General features: G+C 70.3%; 16 protein-coding genes. 8 read left to right on the top strand and 8 right to left on the bottom strand.

The features are described from left to right. Window positions 1-69: 69 nt before the first annotated feature. The 3 genes from ABCU91_RS02315 (at window position 70) to ABCU91_RS02305 (ending at window position 2,488) form a co-directional block, all read left to right on the top strand. A complete protein-coding gene (locus tag ABCU91_RS02315; protein ID WP_413354638.1) occupies window positions 70-867 on the top strand; it encodes an alpha/beta fold hydrolase in 798 nt (265 codons plus the stop codon). Window positions 868-981: 114 nt separating this feature from the next. Beyond that, complete coding sequence (locus ABCU91_RS02310) at window positions 982-1,836, top strand: DUF2332 family protein (RefSeq protein WP_413354637.1); 855 nt, start codon at window positions 982-984, stop codon at window positions 1,834-1,836. Window positions 1,837-2,035: 199 nt separating this feature from the next. Continuing rightward, window positions 2,036-2,488, top strand: coding sequence for a hypothetical protein (locus ABCU91_RS02305; protein ID WP_413354636.1), 453 nt, complete (start codon window positions 2,036-2,038; stop codon window positions 2,486-2,488). Here ABCU91_RS02305 and ABCU91_RS02300 read toward each other — a convergent pair. Next, on the bottom strand, window positions 2,463-3,605 hold the full coding sequence (locus ABCU91_RS02300; RefSeq protein WP_413354635.1) for a PQQ-dependent sugar dehydrogenase: 1,143 nt from the start codon (window positions 3,603-3,605) through the stop codon (window positions 2,463-2,465). The two genes, ABCU91_RS02305 and ABCU91_RS02300, sit on opposite strands and share 26 nt — an antisense overlap. Before the next feature lie 95 nt (window positions 3,606-3,700). Between ABCU91_RS02300 and ABCU91_RS02295 the strand changes: the two genes are divergently transcribed. Together ABCU91_RS02295 and ABCU91_RS02290 are read left to right on the top strand one after the other, a co-directional pair. Continuing rightward, window positions 3,701-4,342, top strand: coding sequence for an acyl-CoA synthetase (locus ABCU91_RS02295; protein WP_413354634.1), 642 nt, complete (start codon window positions 3,701-3,703; stop codon window positions 4,340-4,342). Next, window positions 4,339-4,692, top strand: coding sequence for a hypothetical protein (locus tag ABCU91_RS02290; protein WP_413354633.1), 354 nt, complete (start codon window positions 4,339-4,341; stop codon window positions 4,690-4,692). Before ABCU91_RS02295 ends, ABCU91_RS02290 begins: the two co-directional genes overlap by 4 nt. A 46-nt stretch (window positions 4,693-4,738) precedes the next feature. Here ABCU91_RS02290 and purB read toward each other — a convergent pair whose 3' ends face one another. Both purB and ABCU91_RS02280 read right to left on the bottom strand, forming a co-directional pair. Beyond that, window positions 4,739-6,121: an adenylosuccinate lyase gene (purB, locus tag ABCU91_RS02285; RefSeq protein ID WP_413354632.1), complete on the bottom strand. Its 1,383-nt coding sequence runs from the start codon at window positions 6,119-6,121 to the stop codon at window positions 4,739-4,741. Between the two features lie 26 nt (window positions 6,122-6,147). Next, window positions 6,148-6,621, bottom strand: a complete 474-nt coding sequence (locus ABCU91_RS02280; RefSeq protein WP_406923423.1) for a low molecular weight protein-tyrosine-phosphatase — start codon at window positions 6,619-6,621, stop codon at window positions 6,148-6,150. Window positions 6,622-6,761: 140 nt separating this feature from the next. Between ABCU91_RS02280 and ABCU91_RS02275 the strand changes: the two genes are divergently transcribed. Both ABCU91_RS02275 and ABCU91_RS02270 read left to right on the top strand, forming a co-directional pair. Continuing rightward, the gene (locus ABCU91_RS02275) at window positions 6,762-7,055 is read left to right on the top strand and encodes a hypothetical protein (protein ID WP_413354631.1); all 294 of its coding nucleotides are present in this window, start codon (window positions 6,762-6,764) and stop codon (window positions 7,053-7,055) included. Continuing rightward, on the top strand, window positions 7,056-8,348 hold the full coding sequence (locus ABCU91_RS02270) for a hypothetical protein (RefSeq protein WP_413354630.1): 1,293 nt from the start codon (window positions 7,056-7,058) through the stop codon (window positions 8,346-8,348). It abuts the gene before it with no gap. Here ABCU91_RS02270 and ABCU91_RS02265 read toward each other — a convergent pair. Further along, entirely contained in the window at window positions 8,320-8,712 is a 393-nt protein-coding gene (locus ABCU91_RS02265) for a phage holin family protein (protein WP_406923132.1), read from the bottom strand. The genes ABCU91_RS02270 and ABCU91_RS02265 overlap by 29 nt on opposite strands. A gap of 48 nt (window positions 8,713-8,760) precedes the next feature. Here ABCU91_RS02265 and ABCU91_RS02260 point away from each other — a divergent pair, with 48 nt between their 5' ends. After that, window positions 8,761-9,825, top strand: a complete 1,065-nt coding sequence (locus ABCU91_RS02260; protein ID WP_413354629.1) for a histidinol-phosphate transaminase — start codon at window positions 8,761-8,763, stop codon at window positions 9,823-9,825. A 114-nt stretch (window positions 9,826-9,939) separates the two neighbouring features. Here ABCU91_RS02260 and ABCU91_RS02255 read toward each other — a convergent pair whose 3' ends face one another. From ABCU91_RS02255 to ABCU91_RS02240, 4 genes are all read right to left on the bottom strand, one after another. After that, window positions 9,940-11,400, bottom strand: coding sequence for a sugar porter family MFS transporter (locus tag ABCU91_RS02255; protein ID WP_413354628.1), 1,461 nt, complete (start codon window positions 11,398-11,400; stop codon window positions 9,940-9,942). 77 nt (window positions 11,401-11,477) lie between these two features. Continuing rightward, window positions 11,478-12,746: a glucoamylase family protein gene (locus ABCU91_RS02250; RefSeq protein WP_413354627.1), complete on the bottom strand. Its 1,269-nt coding sequence runs from the start codon at window positions 12,744-12,746 to the stop codon at window positions 11,478-11,480. After that, entirely contained in the window at window positions 12,743-14,434 is a 1,692-nt protein-coding gene (locus ABCU91_RS02245) for an ABC transporter ATP-binding protein (protein WP_413354626.1), read from the bottom strand. The genes ABCU91_RS02250 and ABCU91_RS02245 overlap by 4 nt, the downstream gene beginning before the upstream one ends. Beyond that, on the bottom strand, window positions 14,434-15,438 hold the full coding sequence (locus tag ABCU91_RS02240) for an ABC transporter permease (protein WP_413354625.1): 1,005 nt from the start codon (window positions 15,436-15,438) through the stop codon (window positions 14,434-14,436). Before ABCU91_RS02240 ends, ABCU91_RS02245 begins: the two co-directional genes overlap by 1 nt. Window positions 15,439-15,453: the final 15 nt, after the last annotated feature.

The following is a 15,453-nucleotide window of genomic DNA, read 5'->3' as shown; positions in this document are numbered from 1 at the left end:
GCCTGCACCACCCGCGGGCCGTGACGCAAGCGATTCCGGCGAGCCGGCCGGCGGGTGCATGATCGGGGGATGACCACCGTCTTCCCCGCGCTCACAGAGACACCCGACCCCCGGTTCGTCATGGTCGGTGACGGGTATCGCGTCGCGACCTACGAGTGGGGACCGGCGGATGCCCCGACCGTCCTGCTCGTGCACGGGTTCGCCTCGAGCGCCCGCGACAACTGGGTGAACACGGGCTGGGTGCGCGACCTGCTGCGCGCGGGCTATCGCGTGCTCGCCGTCGACCAGCGCGGACACGGCGCCAGCGACAAGCCCCACGAGTCGCGTGCCTACGCGCTCCGCACGATGGTCACCGACGTGGAGGCGGTCCTCGACACCTACCTCGTCGACGAGGCGCTGTACGTCGGGTACTCGCTCGGCGCCCGCGTCGGGTGGGAGGTCGCGCGCGACCTGGAACCCCGCATCCCGCGCGTCGTCCTCGGCGGTGTGCCCGACGGCGTGCCCCTCGGCCGCCTCGACCTCGACCAGGTTCAGGCGTACGTCGACGAGGGGACCCCGGTGACGGATGCCGTGACCCTGAATTACATCACCCTCACCGAGCGGGTGCCCGGCAACGACCTGCGCGCGCTGCTCGCGATCGCCCGCGGCATGCGCGCGACCGGCACGGTCGACCCTGATCCGGGCCGGGCGCCCGGGCAGCCGGTGCTTTTCGCGACCGGGACGAAGGACGGCATCATCGAGGGTTCCCGGTCGCTGGCCGCGGCGACGCCGCAGGGCCGGTTCGTCGAGATCCCGGACCGCCATCACTTCAACGCGCCCGGATCCCGCGCGTTCCGCGAAGCCGCGCTGGCCTTCCTCGCCGAGTAGGCCGCGCCGCGGCATCCGTCGACGTCCCACCCCGGCCGGGAATGGCCGCTCGAGGCGCGGGGCTCGTCCGCCGTCTACGAGGACTGGGCGCTCGGGGTCGCGGATGACGCCGAGTTGCTCGGGCTGATCGACGAGCTCCCGCGCGCCAAGCGGCAGGCGAACCTCGTCTTCGCCGCGATGCGCGTCGCCGGTGTGCCGACCGCGCCGTGGTCGGGCGCGCGCGGCGGGGCGATCGCGCGGTGGCCTCGGGTCCGCGAGGTCGCCCTGACCCACGCGACCCAGACGAACGAAGCCGCGCGCTGCGCCGTGCTCCTGCCGCAGCTCGCACGCATCCCGCGCCCGCTCGCCCTGCTCGAGGTCGGGGCGTCGGCGGGACTCTGCCTGTATCCCGACCGCTACGCCTACCGGTACACCGCGGACGACGGCACCGTCACGCGCATCGACCCGGTGGTTCCGACCGACGTCGTCATCGACTGCCGCATCGAGAACACCGCGCCGCCGACGTACCTGCCCGACGTGGTCTGGCGCGGCGGAATCGACCTGAACCCGCTCGACCCCGCCGATCCCGAGACGCTCGCCTGGCTCGACGCCCTCGTGTGGCCCGAGCATGATGACCGCCGCGCCCGCCTCGCGGCGGCGGCGCGAGTCGCGGCATCCGATCCCGCTCTGATCCGCGCCGGTGACCTCAACGACCTGATCGCGGATGCCGCGGCGTCCGCCCCCACCGATGCGACGCTCGTGGTCTTCCACACCGCGGTGCTCGCGTACCTGAGTCCCGAGGATCGCGAGCGCTTCCGCCGCACGATGGCGCAGACGGATGCCGTCTGGCTCTCGAACGAGGGGCTCGGCGTCTTCCCGGAGTTCGAGCGGGTGTTGCCGCCCGGGGAGCGGCACCGGTTCGTGCTGGCGGTCGACAGCGAACCCGTCGCGCTCACGCACCCGCACGGCCGCACCTATCGCGCGCTCTGAGGCGTTCCGGGGACGCGATCTGCCGCCGCGCGGCATCCCACACGACACGTAGCGTCCCCGGAACCCACCCGGTGCGCGTTCCGGGGACGCGATCTGCCGCCGCGCGGCATCGCACCCGACATCGCGCGTCCCCGGAACCACCCCTCGCCCGATGAGCGCGCGAGTGGCAACATCGGCAGGAGACCCGGAAGGAACCACCATGGCAGGCAAGACCAGCGAGGGCGCCGGCTTCAGCGACGCCGAGAAGGCCGCGATGAAGCAGCGGGCGGACGAGCTCAAGGCGATGAAGGGCCTGAAGGGCCTCGCGAAGATCGAGAAGGAGAACCAGGCCTGCCTCGACGCGATCGCAGCGCTCGAGGGCACCGACCGCGTCATCGCCGAGCGCGTGCACGTCATCGTCCTCGAAGAGGCGCCGCACCTGAACCCGAAGACGTTCTACGGCTTCCCGGCCTATGCGAAGGACGGCAAGGTCGTCGTCTTCTGGCAGCCGGCATCCAAGTTCAAGACCCGTTACGGCACGGTCAGCTTCGACGAGACCGCGCAGCTCGACGACGGACCGATGTGGCCCGTCTCGTTCGCGGTGATCGAGATGACGGATGCCGTCGAGCAGCGCATCCGCGAACAGGTCAGGCGCGCGGCACCGCGAGACTGACGATCCGGTCGTCGCCCTCACGGGGCGAACCCCGTCCGTCCGTGTTGTTGGTGAGCACGAACAGCGTGCCGTCGGGGCCGACGGTCACATCGCGGAGCCGGCCGTACTCGCCGGCGTAGAGCTCGGTCGACGTGGTCGGGTCCGCCACGGGGACCGCCCGCAGCACGCGCCCGCGCAGGTTGGCGATGAGGATCGTGTCGTTCACGATCGCGATGCCGCTCGGGCTCGCGGCATCCGTCGGCCACGTCTGCACCGGATCGACGAACCCGTCGCCCTCCCCGCCGGTGCCCTCGACGTACGGCCAGCCGTAGTTGCCGCCCGGCTCGATGATGTTGAGCTCGTCGCGGTAGTTGCGCCCGAACTCGCTCGCGAACATCGTGCCGTCCTCGGCCCACGCGAATCCCTGCACGTTGCGGTGCCCGAGGCTGTAGACGGGGGAGGACGGATCGGGATTGTCCGACGGGATGCCGCCGTCCGGGGCGATCCGCAGGATCTTGCCCGCCAGCGAGCCGGGGTCCTGCGACGCCGGCTCGTCGCTCGTGTCGCCGTTCGCGATGTAGAGCATGCCGTCGGGACCGAACGCGATGCGGCCGCCGTTGTGATGGGTGCCCGCCGGCATCCCGTCGATGACCGACGTCCGGCCGCCGAGACCGTACGAGCCCGGCTCCCCGGTTAGCGGGTACCGCTCGACGCGGTTGCCGCTGCGCGCCGTCGAGTAGACGAAGAGGGAATCACCGTCGGTGGCGAGTCCCAGCAGCCCGCCTTCGGCACTGTGCGCGACGCCCGCGATCGTCCCGACGACCCGTGTCGCCCCGTCGGCGGCGACCTCGAGGATGCGGGCGGTGTCGCGCTCGCTGACGAAGACGGTGTCGCCCACCACGGCCATCGACCACGGCGCATCGAGCCCGCTCGCGACGGTCCGCGGTGTCTCGGGCGCGGGGACCGGTGTCGGGGTGGGGGTCGGCGACGGCGAGGGCGTCGGGCTCGGCGACGCGGGCGCCGACGGGGAGGGCGACTCGGCCGCAGGGTCCTCGGAGGACGTGCACCCGCTGAGCAGCAGGGCCGCGGCGACGCCGACACCGGCGATCGAGGAGGAGGTGCGTCGTCGCGAGAGCATGCGCCCAGTCAACCGCATCCCGCCCCGCGGAGGACGGAACCAGGTGAACGACCTAAACTGGGGGCATCCCGTTCCCGTCTGTGAGAATCACGCCTGTGTCTGACGCTGCCCCCCGCGCCTTCGAGGTGCGCCACCTCCAGATGGGGCGCGCCCTTTTCGCGGCGCTCGCGGCGATCATGATCACCTTCTCGGCCGATCACTCCGCCGAGGTCGGGATGTCGGTGTTCAGCGGCTTCGCCGTCGCCACCGCCCTCATCCTCATCCTCTCCGCCTGGCTCGTCTTCCGGGCGGGTGAACGCTGGCAGGCGGTGCTCCTCGGCATCCTCTCGATCGTCGCCGGCATGATCGCGACCCTTCCCGTGGTGCGGACGGTCGACGGATTCTTCACGACCGTCCTCGTCTGGGCGCTCGTGGCCGGAACCGCGGAACTGATCATCGGCATCGTCGGGCGCCGCCGGGGCGATCCCGCGGCGCGCGAGGCGGTGTTCGTCGGCAGCCTCACCCTCATCCTCGGGGTGGTGCTCGCGTTCATCCCCCGCGACTACATGCTCGAGTACTACATCGAACAGGCGCGTCGCTCGTTCACCCTCACGGGGTCGACGATCGGCGTCGGCGTCTTCGGCGGCTACGCGGCCATCGTCGCCGTGTACCTCGGGATCGCCGCGTTCTCGCCCCGCCCCGACGCGGCGGCTGCCGTAGAGACGGCCGACACGGATGCCGCTGGAGGCCGCGCATGAGCGAGAAGAACCCCACCCGCCGTGACCTGATGCGTCCGGTCCACCTGCTCGGCTTCGCCCTGCTCGCGGCGGTGTTCGCCGGCGTCGTCACGCTCGTGTCGATGGGCGTCCTGCAGGAGCAGCGCGCCGGAGCCGTCGACATGCACCTGCGCGCGTGGGCGATCGCCGGGGTCGTCGCGGGGATCACGTTCATCGCGACCCTCGTGATCATGGCGCTGTCGCTGCTCGCCGTCGACCCGGCGAAGATGGCGAAGCCCGTCACGCGCGGTCTGCTCCTCGACCCCGAGGACGAGCAGGCGGACGGTGAGGGCGACACCGATCGCCGTCAGGCACCGCCTTCCGGGCACTGATCCGAAGGACGTCGAGCGGAACCGGGAGATCGGCCCCGCAGCCCCGTCAGCGCAGCAGGTCGACGAGCCGGTCGGCGAGACCCGCGTAGCCGGCAGGAGTCAGCGCGAGCAGGCGCTGCTTCGCGGCATCCCCGATGTCGAGTCCGTTCACGAACTCGGCGAGCTCGGGCGCGCCGACGCGCCGACCGCGCGTGAGGTCCTTCAGCAGGGCGTACGGGTCGGTGATCTGCGAGCGACCCGCGACGATCTCGGCGCGGACGACGGTCTGGATCGCCTCGGCGAGGACCTCCCAGTTCGCGTCGAGGTCGGCGAGCAGCACGTCGCGCGACAGCGAGATCTCGGTGAGGCCGCGCTGCAGGTTGTCGAGCGCGAGCAGGGAGTGGCCGAACGCGACGCCGATGTTGCGCTGCGTCGTCGAGTCGGTGAGGTCGCGCTGCTGGCGCGAGGTGACCAGCGTCGCCGCGAGGGTCGTGAACAGTCCACCGGCGATCTCGAGGTTCGCCTCGGCGTTCTCGAACCGGATCGGGTTGATCTTGTGCGGCATCGTCGACGAGCCTGTCGCACCGGCGACCGGGATCTGGGCGAAGAAGCCCATCGAGATGTAGGTCCACACGTCGGTGGCGAGGTTGTGCAGGATGCCGCCCGCGTGCCGCACGCGGTCGTACAGCTCGACCTGCCAGTCGTGCGACTCGATCTGCGTCGTCAGCTCGTTGAAGCCGATCCCGAGACCCTCGATGAAGCCTCGCGAGAGCGCGGGCCAGTCGACGTCGGGCTCCGCGGCGAGGTGCGCCGACCAGGTGCCGGTCGCGCCCGAGAACTTCGCGAGGTACTCGCCGCCGGCGATCTGGGCGACGACGCGCTGCAGACGCCAGGCGAAGACGGCGAGCTCCTTGCCCATGGTCGAGGGGGTCGCGGGCTGCCCGTGCGTGCGCGAGAGCATGACGGCATCCCGGTGCTCTTCGGCCAACTGCGTCAGCGAGCCGATGACGGCCTGCAGTTTCGGCAGCCACACGCGCTCGACGGCGCGCTGGACGGTGAGGGCGTACGAGGCGGAATTGATGTCCTCGCTGGTGCAGGCGAAGTGCGTGAGCTCGGCGATCGCGTCGAGCCCGAGCGACGAGAGCCTGTCGCGCACGAGGTACTCGATCGCCTTGACGTCGTGACGGGTGACCGCTTCCTTCTCGGCGAGCCAGCCGATCTCGTCGGCGCCGAAGTCGCGGTACAGGGCGCGGAGCGACTCCTTCTGCGCGTCCGTGAGGGCCGACGACCCGAACAGGCCGCGATCGGTGAGCGTGATGATCCACTCGACCTCGACCTCGACGCGGGCCCGGTTCAGTCCCGCCTCAGAGAGGTACTCGGCGAGGGGAGCGACGGCGGCCGCGTAGCGACCGTCGAGGGGACTCAGGGACATCGAAGGCAGGGAGGACACGCGACTCCGTTCGGTGGGGGGTGCGCTCACCGGCGAAGCGCGGGTTCGAGCTGCCGGAACAACGCCCGGCTGGCGCTCTCGATCATACCGAGCACCTCGTCGAACATCGCGGGGCCCCCGTAGTAGGGGTCCGGCACGTCGAGTGCTCCGTCGGCACGCGCGTCGAAGCTCAGCAGGAGGGCGAGCTTGTCGACGTCGGCAGGGCTGCGTGCCCACTCCGAGAGGATCCGCTCATGCGAACGGTCGAGCGCGATGACGAGGTCGTTGCGGTCGAAGTCCTCGCGCGAGAACTGCTTCGCACGGTGGCGGGTGCCGTCGTAGCCGCGACGGTCGAGGGCGTCGAGAGTGCGGCTGTCCGCTCTCTCCCCGACGTGCCACTCGCCCGTGCCGGCGCTCGTCGAGACGACGAGGTCGCCGAGGCTCGCCTGGTCCGCGAACCACCGGAAGACGACCTCCGCCATCGGGGAGCGGCAGATGTTACCGGTGCACACGAAAACCACGCGGAAAGCATCGTCGGGCGCGGGCACCTCTCCATTGTGCTGATCGAGAGGCCTTCTGCACAGACCGGGCGGTGACCGCGGCATCCACGTCCCTTGCCGGAACCGCATCGACGACGGATGCCGCGGATCACCCTCGACGCATGTCAGATGTCGTCGCGCCGTCTCCGTATCTCTGGGGCGCCCCGCTCGAGGAGCGTCTCGCCGGCCTGGATCAGGCGCTCGCGCTGCTGCAGATAGCAGAGGCTCAAGCCCTCCAGCTCCTCGACCAGGTCCGCCGCCTGGCGCCTGTCGTGGATTGGAGCGCGACCGCCGCGGACGCCTTCCGGACGGCGGTCTCGGCCTGGGAGGACGAGATCGCACGCCTGACGGCGTCGATCCCGTCGGTGATCGACCAGACGCAGCGCGATCGCCAGTGGATGCAGGCGGTGGGGTGAATGGGCGACATCGAGATCCGGAGCGGACGCGTCGTCGCCGTCGACACGGCCACGCTGCGCGACGCGGCCGCCCGGGCCGATCTTGCGGTCGCCGACGCGGAGAGTCTGCGCGCGGCCCTGGCGAAGGTCGATCATCTGCTCGGCGTCACGATGCTCGGAGGCACCGCGGCGCACCCGGTCACCGCCGCGACGACCGTCTGCGAGCAGGGCGAGATGCTCGTCACGGCGCTTCGCAACACCGCCACGGCGTACGAGCTCGTCGAGCTGCAGGCTCGGCAGGCCGCCGCGGCAGCAGGTGACCCGGGCGATCGACGCGAGGCGGTGCTCCTGGCCCGCCGAGTCGAGCAACTCGAGGCGTCGTCTCCGGCGGCCGCCGCGCTCGCGGACCAGGCGGTCGCCGACGCTCCGAACCCCTTCGCGACGGTCGCGGGTGAGCTGTTCTGGAGCACCGTGGCCTTCCCGTTCGTCGGTCCGCTCACGATGATCGCGTATGGGACGGCGGCGTCTCGGATCCAGGCGATGGGAAAGGGGCCGATCCCCGACGGCAGCACGCTCGTGGGGGCCCCGAGGACCCCGACGGTCCGGCTGATGAACGTGAGAGAGGGCACGGCGCCCGACTCGATGTCGGCTCTCGCGCGGCGGCAGCCGTCCACGGAGCGTCCCGGAGACATCCGCGTCGAGCGCTACACGATGCCGGGCGGCAGTCAGCGGTTCGCGCTCTACGTCTCGGGGACGCGGACCAAGGGCGACATCGGGACGTTCGGCATGGCGACGAATGTGCCGCTGTACTTCGGGGTCGCGTCGTCGTCGTACGAGGCCACGCGCATCGCACTCGAGAGGGCCGGGGCGAAGCCGGGGGACTCCGTGATGGTCAGCGGTCACTCGCAGGGGGCGATGATCGCGAGCCGCCTCGCGCTCGAAGAGGAGTACGACGTGCCGATGCTGGTCGGCTTCGGGAACCCGGTGCAGGCGGACGTGGGAGCCGACACCCTGCAGGTCGACTTCCGCCACAGCGACGACATCGTCCCTCTTCTGGCCGCCGGAGGACACGACGCCTCGATCGGTGCGACGGGGAGCATGGTCGTCGAACGGAACATCAACCCCTGGCCGTGGCTCGACTCCCACCAGATGGATGCCTACACCGAGACCGCCGAGATGCTCGACGCCTCTTCCGATCCGCGGATGGATGCCGTGCGGCAGCGCCTGGCCGAGTTCGCGCAGGCCGAATCGGTCGAGGTCTTCGTCTACGACACCGAGGAGGGCGTCACGCCTTCGTCTGCGGACGCAGGATGATCCCGAAGATGAAGTTGATGATCGAGATGAGCAGGGCCGCGACGACGCCCAGCCAGAACGACTCCACCGACAGTCCCCAGCCCCACCACTCGGTGAACCATCCCGTCAGCCAGAACAGGAACCCGTTGATGACGAGGGAGATGAGACCGAGGGTGAGGATGTAGAGCGGGAAGGCGAGGATCTTCAGGACGGTGCCGATCACGGTGTTGACGATCGCGAACACCGCAGCGACCGCCAGCAGCGACAGCACGAGCTGCAGGGTCTCACCGGGTGCGAACGGGGTGACCTCGACGCGCAGCGGCTGGATGAGTGTGACGACCCAGATGGCGAATGCGTTGATCACGACGCGGACGATGAAGCGCATGCCCGCAGTCTCCCACGCGGGCCGCCTCGCCGCTCGTAGACTCATCGCGTGACCGACATCCCCATCCGGGTTCGCCCTGAGATCGCCGCCCTCCCTTCGTACAAGCAGGGCAAGCAGGCCGGCGCCGCCGCCTACAAGCTCTCCAGCAACGAGAACCCGTTCGATCCGCTCCCCGGCGTCGTCGCCGCCGTGCGGGATGCGGTCGCGTTCAACCGGTACCCCGACGCGCTCGCCGGTCGCCTCCGAGCCCGGCTCGCCGAGCGGTTCGGTGTGACCGACGACCGGATCCACATCGCCGCCGGATCGGTGTCGATCCTCTACCAGCTCGCTCAGGCCGCGGCATCCGTCGGCGACGAGATCGTCCTGCCCTGGCGCTCCTTCGAGGCCTACCCCGGCATCGTGACGGTCACGGGCGCAACGCCCGTCATGGTGCCGCTGAACGACGATGCCGCGGTCGATCTGCCCGCGCTCGCGGCGGCCGTCACCGAGCGCACCCGCGCGGTCTTCGTCTGCACGCCCAACAACCCCACGGGCGCCGTCGTCACCCAGGCCGACTTCGACGCGTTCGTCGCGGCCGTCCCCTCCGACGTGCTGATCGTCCTCGACGAGGCGTACGTCGAGTTCGTGACAGATGCCGCAGCGGTCAAGGGCGAGCAGGTGATCGCCGCCGGGCACGACAACGTCGTGATCCTCCGCACCTTCTCGAAGGCCTACGGGCTCGCGGGCCTCCGCATCGGCTACGCCGTCGGGCACCCCCGCATCCTCGATGCCGCCCGCAGTGCAGGCATCCCCCTGTCCGTTACGGCCCAGGCCGAAGCCGCCGCCCTCGCCAGCATCGACGCCGAGGACGAGCTGCGCGAGCGCGTCGCCGTCGTCGCCGAGCGGCGCGACCGCCTCGTCACGCGCCTGCGCGAGATCGGCTGGGACGTCCCCACGGCGCAGGGCAACTTCGTCTGGCTGCCCGCGGGCGAGCGCTCGCTCGAGGTCGCGGCGGCGTTCGAGGCCGCCGATCTCGTCGTCCGGCCGTTCGCCGGCGACGGCGTCCGGGTCTCGGTGGGCGAGGACGAGTCGATCGACCGCGTCGTCGCGGTCGCGGCATCCGTCCGTCCCTGACCGGACCTCGGACGACAGCGTCCCCGGAGCCCTGAGGAGGGCGTTCCGGGGACGCGTCGTGTCTGCGCGAGTCCATCCGAGCGACGTCTGGCGTCCCCGGAACCGCCTCGCGGCTCAGCGCGTGGACTTCTCCTTCTGCTTGCGCACGAACAGGGTTTCGGTCTGCTCGAGCTCCATGCCCTTCGTCTCGGGCACGCGCCAGGCGACGTACACGAACGACAGCGCCGCGAACAGGGCGTACATGCCGTAGGTGAGCGGCAGGGACCAGCCCGACATCGCGGGGAACGACACCGTGATGAGGAAGTTCGCGATCCACTGGGCGGCCGCGGCGACACCGAGTGCCTTGCCGCGGATGCGGCTGGGGAAGATCTCGCCGAGGAGCACCCAGACGAGCGGCCCCCACGAGGCGCCGAAGCCGACGACGAAGAGGTTCGCGGCGACCAGGGCGATCGGACCCCACGCGCCGGGCAGCGACACCTCGCCGTCGACGGTCACAGCGAAGGCGAAGGCCAGCGCCATCGTCGCGAGCGACAGGGTCATGAGCACTGAGCCGGTGAGGAGGATCGGCTTGCGGCCGACGCGGTCGACGAGCCAGATCGCGATGAGCGTGACGACGACGTTGGTGACCGAGGTGATGACGCTGATGAGCAGCGAGTTGCTCTCGTCGAACCCGACGGCCTTCCAGAGCGTGGTCGAGTAGTAGAAGATCACGTTGATGCCGACGAACTGCTGGAACGTCGACAGGATGATGCCGACCCAGACGATGCCCTGGAGGCCCAGAACGGGTCCGCGCAGCGATGCGCCCTTGCTCTTGCGGTCGTTCTCGATGGCGGAGCGGATGTCGTTGACGGACTTGTCGAGGTCCGCGGGGGGAACGAGCCGCGAGAAGATCTCACGGGCTTCGTCGTTGCGGCCCTTGGCGAGCAGGTAGCGCGGTGACTCCGGCATCGTGAAGGCGAGGATGCCGTACACGGCCGCCGGAATGACGCCGACGAGGAACATCCAGCGCCAGGCTTCGAGTCCGAGCCACAGCTGCTCCGCGGCGCCGCCGGCGCTGTTCGCGAGGACCGCGTCCGAGAGGAGCGCGGCGAAGATGCCGAGCGTGATCGCGAGCTGCTGCAGCGAGGCGAGGCTGCCGCGGATCTGGCGCGGTGCGATCTCGGCGATGTAGGCAGGGGCGACGACCGAGGCGATGCCGATGCCGATGCCGCCGACGACGCGCCACACGATGAGGTCGGGGACGCTGAAGGTCAGCCCGGATCCGATGGACGAGACCAGGAACATGACGGCGCCGAGCATCATCGTCTTGAGGCGGCCCCAGCGGTCCGAGAGCCCGCCGGCGATGATCGCGCCGACCGCGCAGCCGAGGAGCGCGACGGCCACGACGAACCCGGTGAGCACCTTGTCGAGCTCGAAGTTGCCCTCGATCGCGTCGACCGCGCCGTTGATGACCGACGAGTCGAACCCGAAGAGGAAGCCACCCACTGCCGCGGCGATCGACAGCCCGATCGCTCGCCGCCCGTAGGGACTCTTGATCGAGAAGGCGTCTGCGGGAATCGTGCCGGTAGTGCTCATGAGGGACGAGGGTACCCCCGGTCTCGTGCGACCGACTCGCCCTTGCGCCCGCGACGAAAACCGATACGGACGCGGCGTCACACTGCGGTGAACCCGAGCTTGTCGACGCCGCGGGCGATCCACGGATGCCGCGCGAAGGCATCCCAGACCACTGTCGACCCGAGCGCCGCAGCACCGAGCACGGCCGTGGCGCCCTTGTTCAGGCCGTAGCGCGGGCCGGCGTACCAGGGCTCGTCGCCCTCCAGGTTGACGCCGTCGGTCGCGCCCCACTCGTTCCAGGCACCCGGGTGCTCGTCGCGCAGCACGCGGAGCGCAGGCGCCACCTCGTCGGGGGCGAGGGCGAGCGCACCGAACAGCGATACCGGGGGGATCGTGCCGTCCCAGCGCGGCTCGTGGCCCGCGGGACGCGCACCGTTGACGACGTAGCCGCTCGGGCCCTCCCCGGCGGCGGGTCCCCAGAGGCCGGCGGCGAACGTCTTCGACCGTGCGGCCTGATCGGCGCACCACGCCTTGTTCGCGAGCGTCGCCTCGCGCGCGTTCGCCCACCAGTCACGGCCGTCGCGGTCCCGCACGCGCTGGAGCGGGTAAAACGCGAGCGGGAAGTGGTAGACGAACAGGGTGCCGGCCCGCTCGTACACGCACTCGTGCCCGCCGTACTCCCCGACGGGCTTGTCGAACCCGTCCCACAGCGCCTGCGCGCGCTCGGCGGTGACGCCGGGGTGGCCTGCGGCGAGCAGGTACATCGGCAGCTGCTCGGCCGTCATGTCCCACTGACTCACGAATCCGTCACCGTCGGCGCCGTCCGCGTAGTCGTCGGTGGCCGATGCGACCCACGCCATACGCACGAGGGTGCGCCCGGAGTCGTCGACGGTCGTGATCCAGTCCCAGTCGATGCGCTCCAGCATCCGGTCGACTGCGGCCGTCACCTCGGCATCGTCGAGGAAGGATGCCGCGACCACCGCGCCGCACAGGGCGAGGGTCGTGTCGATCGTCGAGTACTCCGACCGGCCCTGGCGCTCGCCGGTGGCGGCGTCGACGAAGTGCGCGAGAAACCCGTTCTTCTGCGGCACCGTGTGCTCGAGCGTCCGCACCGCGCCGCGCACGCGGTCGAGCACGTCGCCGCGGTCGAGGATGCCGCGTTCCACCCCCACGCACCAGGCGGCGAGGGCGAAGCCGGTCGCCGCTACCGTGGCGACGTCCGGCAGGTCGTCCTTGTCGAGGACGAGCCCGGTGCCGGCCCCCGACGGCGTGGAGAAGCGCCAGAGCCATCGGATCGAGGCATCCACCTCCTCCTCGGTGAGGTCGCGGATGTCGGACGGGAGGGTGTCGACGGCGGGGAACGTCATGCGGCGGACCTCTTCTCGAAGGGGTTGGGGATGGCGTCCAGCAGCTGCCGTGTGTAGGCGGCCTGCGGGTTGTCGATGACCTGATCGGCGGGCCCGGATTCGATGAGTTCGCCGTCCTTGAGGACGAGCGCGTGGTTCGCGAGGCTCTTCGCCGAGAGGAGGTCGTGGGTGATGTAGAGCATCCCGACGCCGTGATCGGCGACGAGCGACTGCAGCACCTCTAGGATCTCGGCGCGGATCGATACGTCGAGACTCGCGATGGGCTCGTCGGCGATGATCAGCCTCGGCTCAGCCGCGAGGGCGCGGGCGATGACGACGCGCTGGCGCTGGCCGCCCGAGAGCTCGTGCGGCAGGCGGCCGATGAAGCGCCCGGCGGGGGTGAGGCCGACCGTCTCGAGCAGGCTCGCCGAGCGTTCGATCGCCTCGCGTCGTCCGACGTGGAGGAAGTTCACGAGGGGCCTGGCCAGCGAGTACCCGACGGTCAGCGTCGGGTTGAGTGCGGCGTAGGGGTCCTGGAAGACGTACTGCACGTTCCGCCGGTACTCCCGGGCGATCTTCCCGCGCAGGGATGCGATGTCGTGCATCGAACCGTCGGCCTTCGCGGCGTAACGTACCGAGCCCGACGAGGGCACGTCGATGCGGGTCAGGATGCGGGCGATCGTCGACTTGCCCGAGCCGGACTGTCCGACCAGTGCGGTGACCTCGCCTTCGCGGAGCGTGAACGAGACGTCCTTCACGGCGTCGACGTGCTCGGTCTTCATCCCCTGCCGCTTCGCGAATCGGCGGCCCAGATCCTCGATCTCGAGCACCGTCCGCCCCTGGACCGGCGCTTCCTGCGACACCTCGGCGGGCTCGTCCAGTTCGGCGCCGGTGTAGCCGGCGACGTCCTCGCCGAGCAGTTCCGCATAGGACCCGACGAGGTGGATGGAGTACGGATGCCGCGGGCCGGGGCTCACGGCATCCGTCGCCGAGATGTCCTCGACGATCTCGCCCTCGTACATGACCGCGACGCGGTCCGAGAAATCGAGCAGCGTGCCCATGTCGTGCGTGATGAGCACGGCGCCGAAGCGCTCCCGTTCCTGAAGCTCTCGGATCTTGTCGAGGATCGACTTCTGCACGACGACGTCGAGGCCGGTGGTCGGCTCGTCGAACAGCACGAGCTGCGGCTGCAGCGCGAGAGCGAGAGCGAGGTTGACGCGCTGCCGCATGCCGCCAGAGAGCTCGTGCGGGTACATCGCGAGGAAGCGCTTGTCGACGCTGACGAGGTCGAACAGCTCCTCGCAGCGCTCGCGGATCTGCTGATCGGTGAGGTCGGTGTGCTCGTGCATGACGTCCTCGAACATGCGCCGCACCCGGACGACCGGGTTGAGTGAGTTCATGCTCGACTGGAACACCGTCGACACGTACGACCAGCGGTACGGTCGCAGGTCGTCGCCCGACAGGTCGGTGACGTCCCGATCACCCCAGCGGATCGTCCCGCTCGTGATTCGTCCGGGGCTGCGCAACAGCTTGAGCACCGCCTGCGCGAAGGTGGTCTTGCCCGAGCCGGACTCGCCTGCGAGCCCCACGAACTCGCCCGGCGCGACCTGGAGCGACGCGTTCTTGACGGCGTCGACGACCGCGCCGACCTTGGGTCGGTACTGCACCGACAGGTTCTCGACCGAGAGCACGGATGCCGCAGTGTCCATCACTTCTCCTCCTCTTCGCGCAGGTGCGGATTGCTGAGCATGTCGACGCCGAAGTTCACGAACGTCAGCGACGTCATGAGGAGCGCGAGCATGACACCGGGGGCCACGAGCCAGACCCACAGGCCCTGCACGAGGGCGCCGTTGGCGTTGGCCTGGGCGAGCATCTGGCCCCAGCTGACGGTGTTCGGGTCGCCGAAGCCCATGAACGACAGCCCGGCTTCGGCCGCGATGGCGGCGGTCGCCGCTCCGATGAAACCCGAGACGATCAGGGACGACATGTTCGGCATGATTTCCCGGAACACGATGCGCAGCATCCCGTCGCCGCCGAAGCGGGCCGCCGTCACGTAGTCGCGGTTGCGCATCGAGATGATGAGTGCGCGCATCTCTCGGGATGCCCCGGCCCAGCTCGTGATCGCGACGACGAACACCAGCAGGGCGAGGCCCCGGGTCTCGCTGTACGCGACGATGACCATCATCAGCGGCAGGACCGGGATGACGAGGGCCAGGTTCGTCGCGAACGACAGCACGTCGTCGAGCGCGCTCCCCTCGCGATACCCCGCCAGCAGACCGACGACGATCGCGATGACGATGGTCGCGAGTCCGCCGAGGACACCGATCGCGAACGAGAGCCGCGTTCCGTGGACGAGCTGCGTGCCGATGTCGTACCCGAGGGTGTTTGTGCCCAGCCAGTGGGCCGCGCTCGGATCCTGGGACGGGGCGAAGGAGGCGTCGGTGGGGCTGTACGGCGTCAGGATGTCGGCGAGGATCGCGACGAGCGCGAAGACGGCGAGCATCACGATGCCGACACGCGCCTTCCGGCTCGACCAGATCACCTGGTACCAGCGCGGTGGCCGGACGACGGCGACGACCTCCTTGGTCGACGCATCCGCATCGGTGATGCGTCGCCGGAAGGTCCGCACGGGTTCGGTGCGGTCGGGCAGCACGCCGCCCGCCGGCTGCGGCATCGATGCCGGCTGCGGGAGGGGGGTCTCTTCAGGAGCCATGTTCGTCACCCGACT

This window comes from Microbacterium phoenicis (assembly GCF_047302325.1).
Taxonomy (GTDB): Bacteria; Actinomycetota; Actinomycetes; order Actinomycetales; family Microbacteriaceae; genus Microbacterium.
The sequence above is the reverse complement of the archived record's forward strand: the minus strand, read 5'-3'. Positions and strand labels throughout refer to the sequence as shown.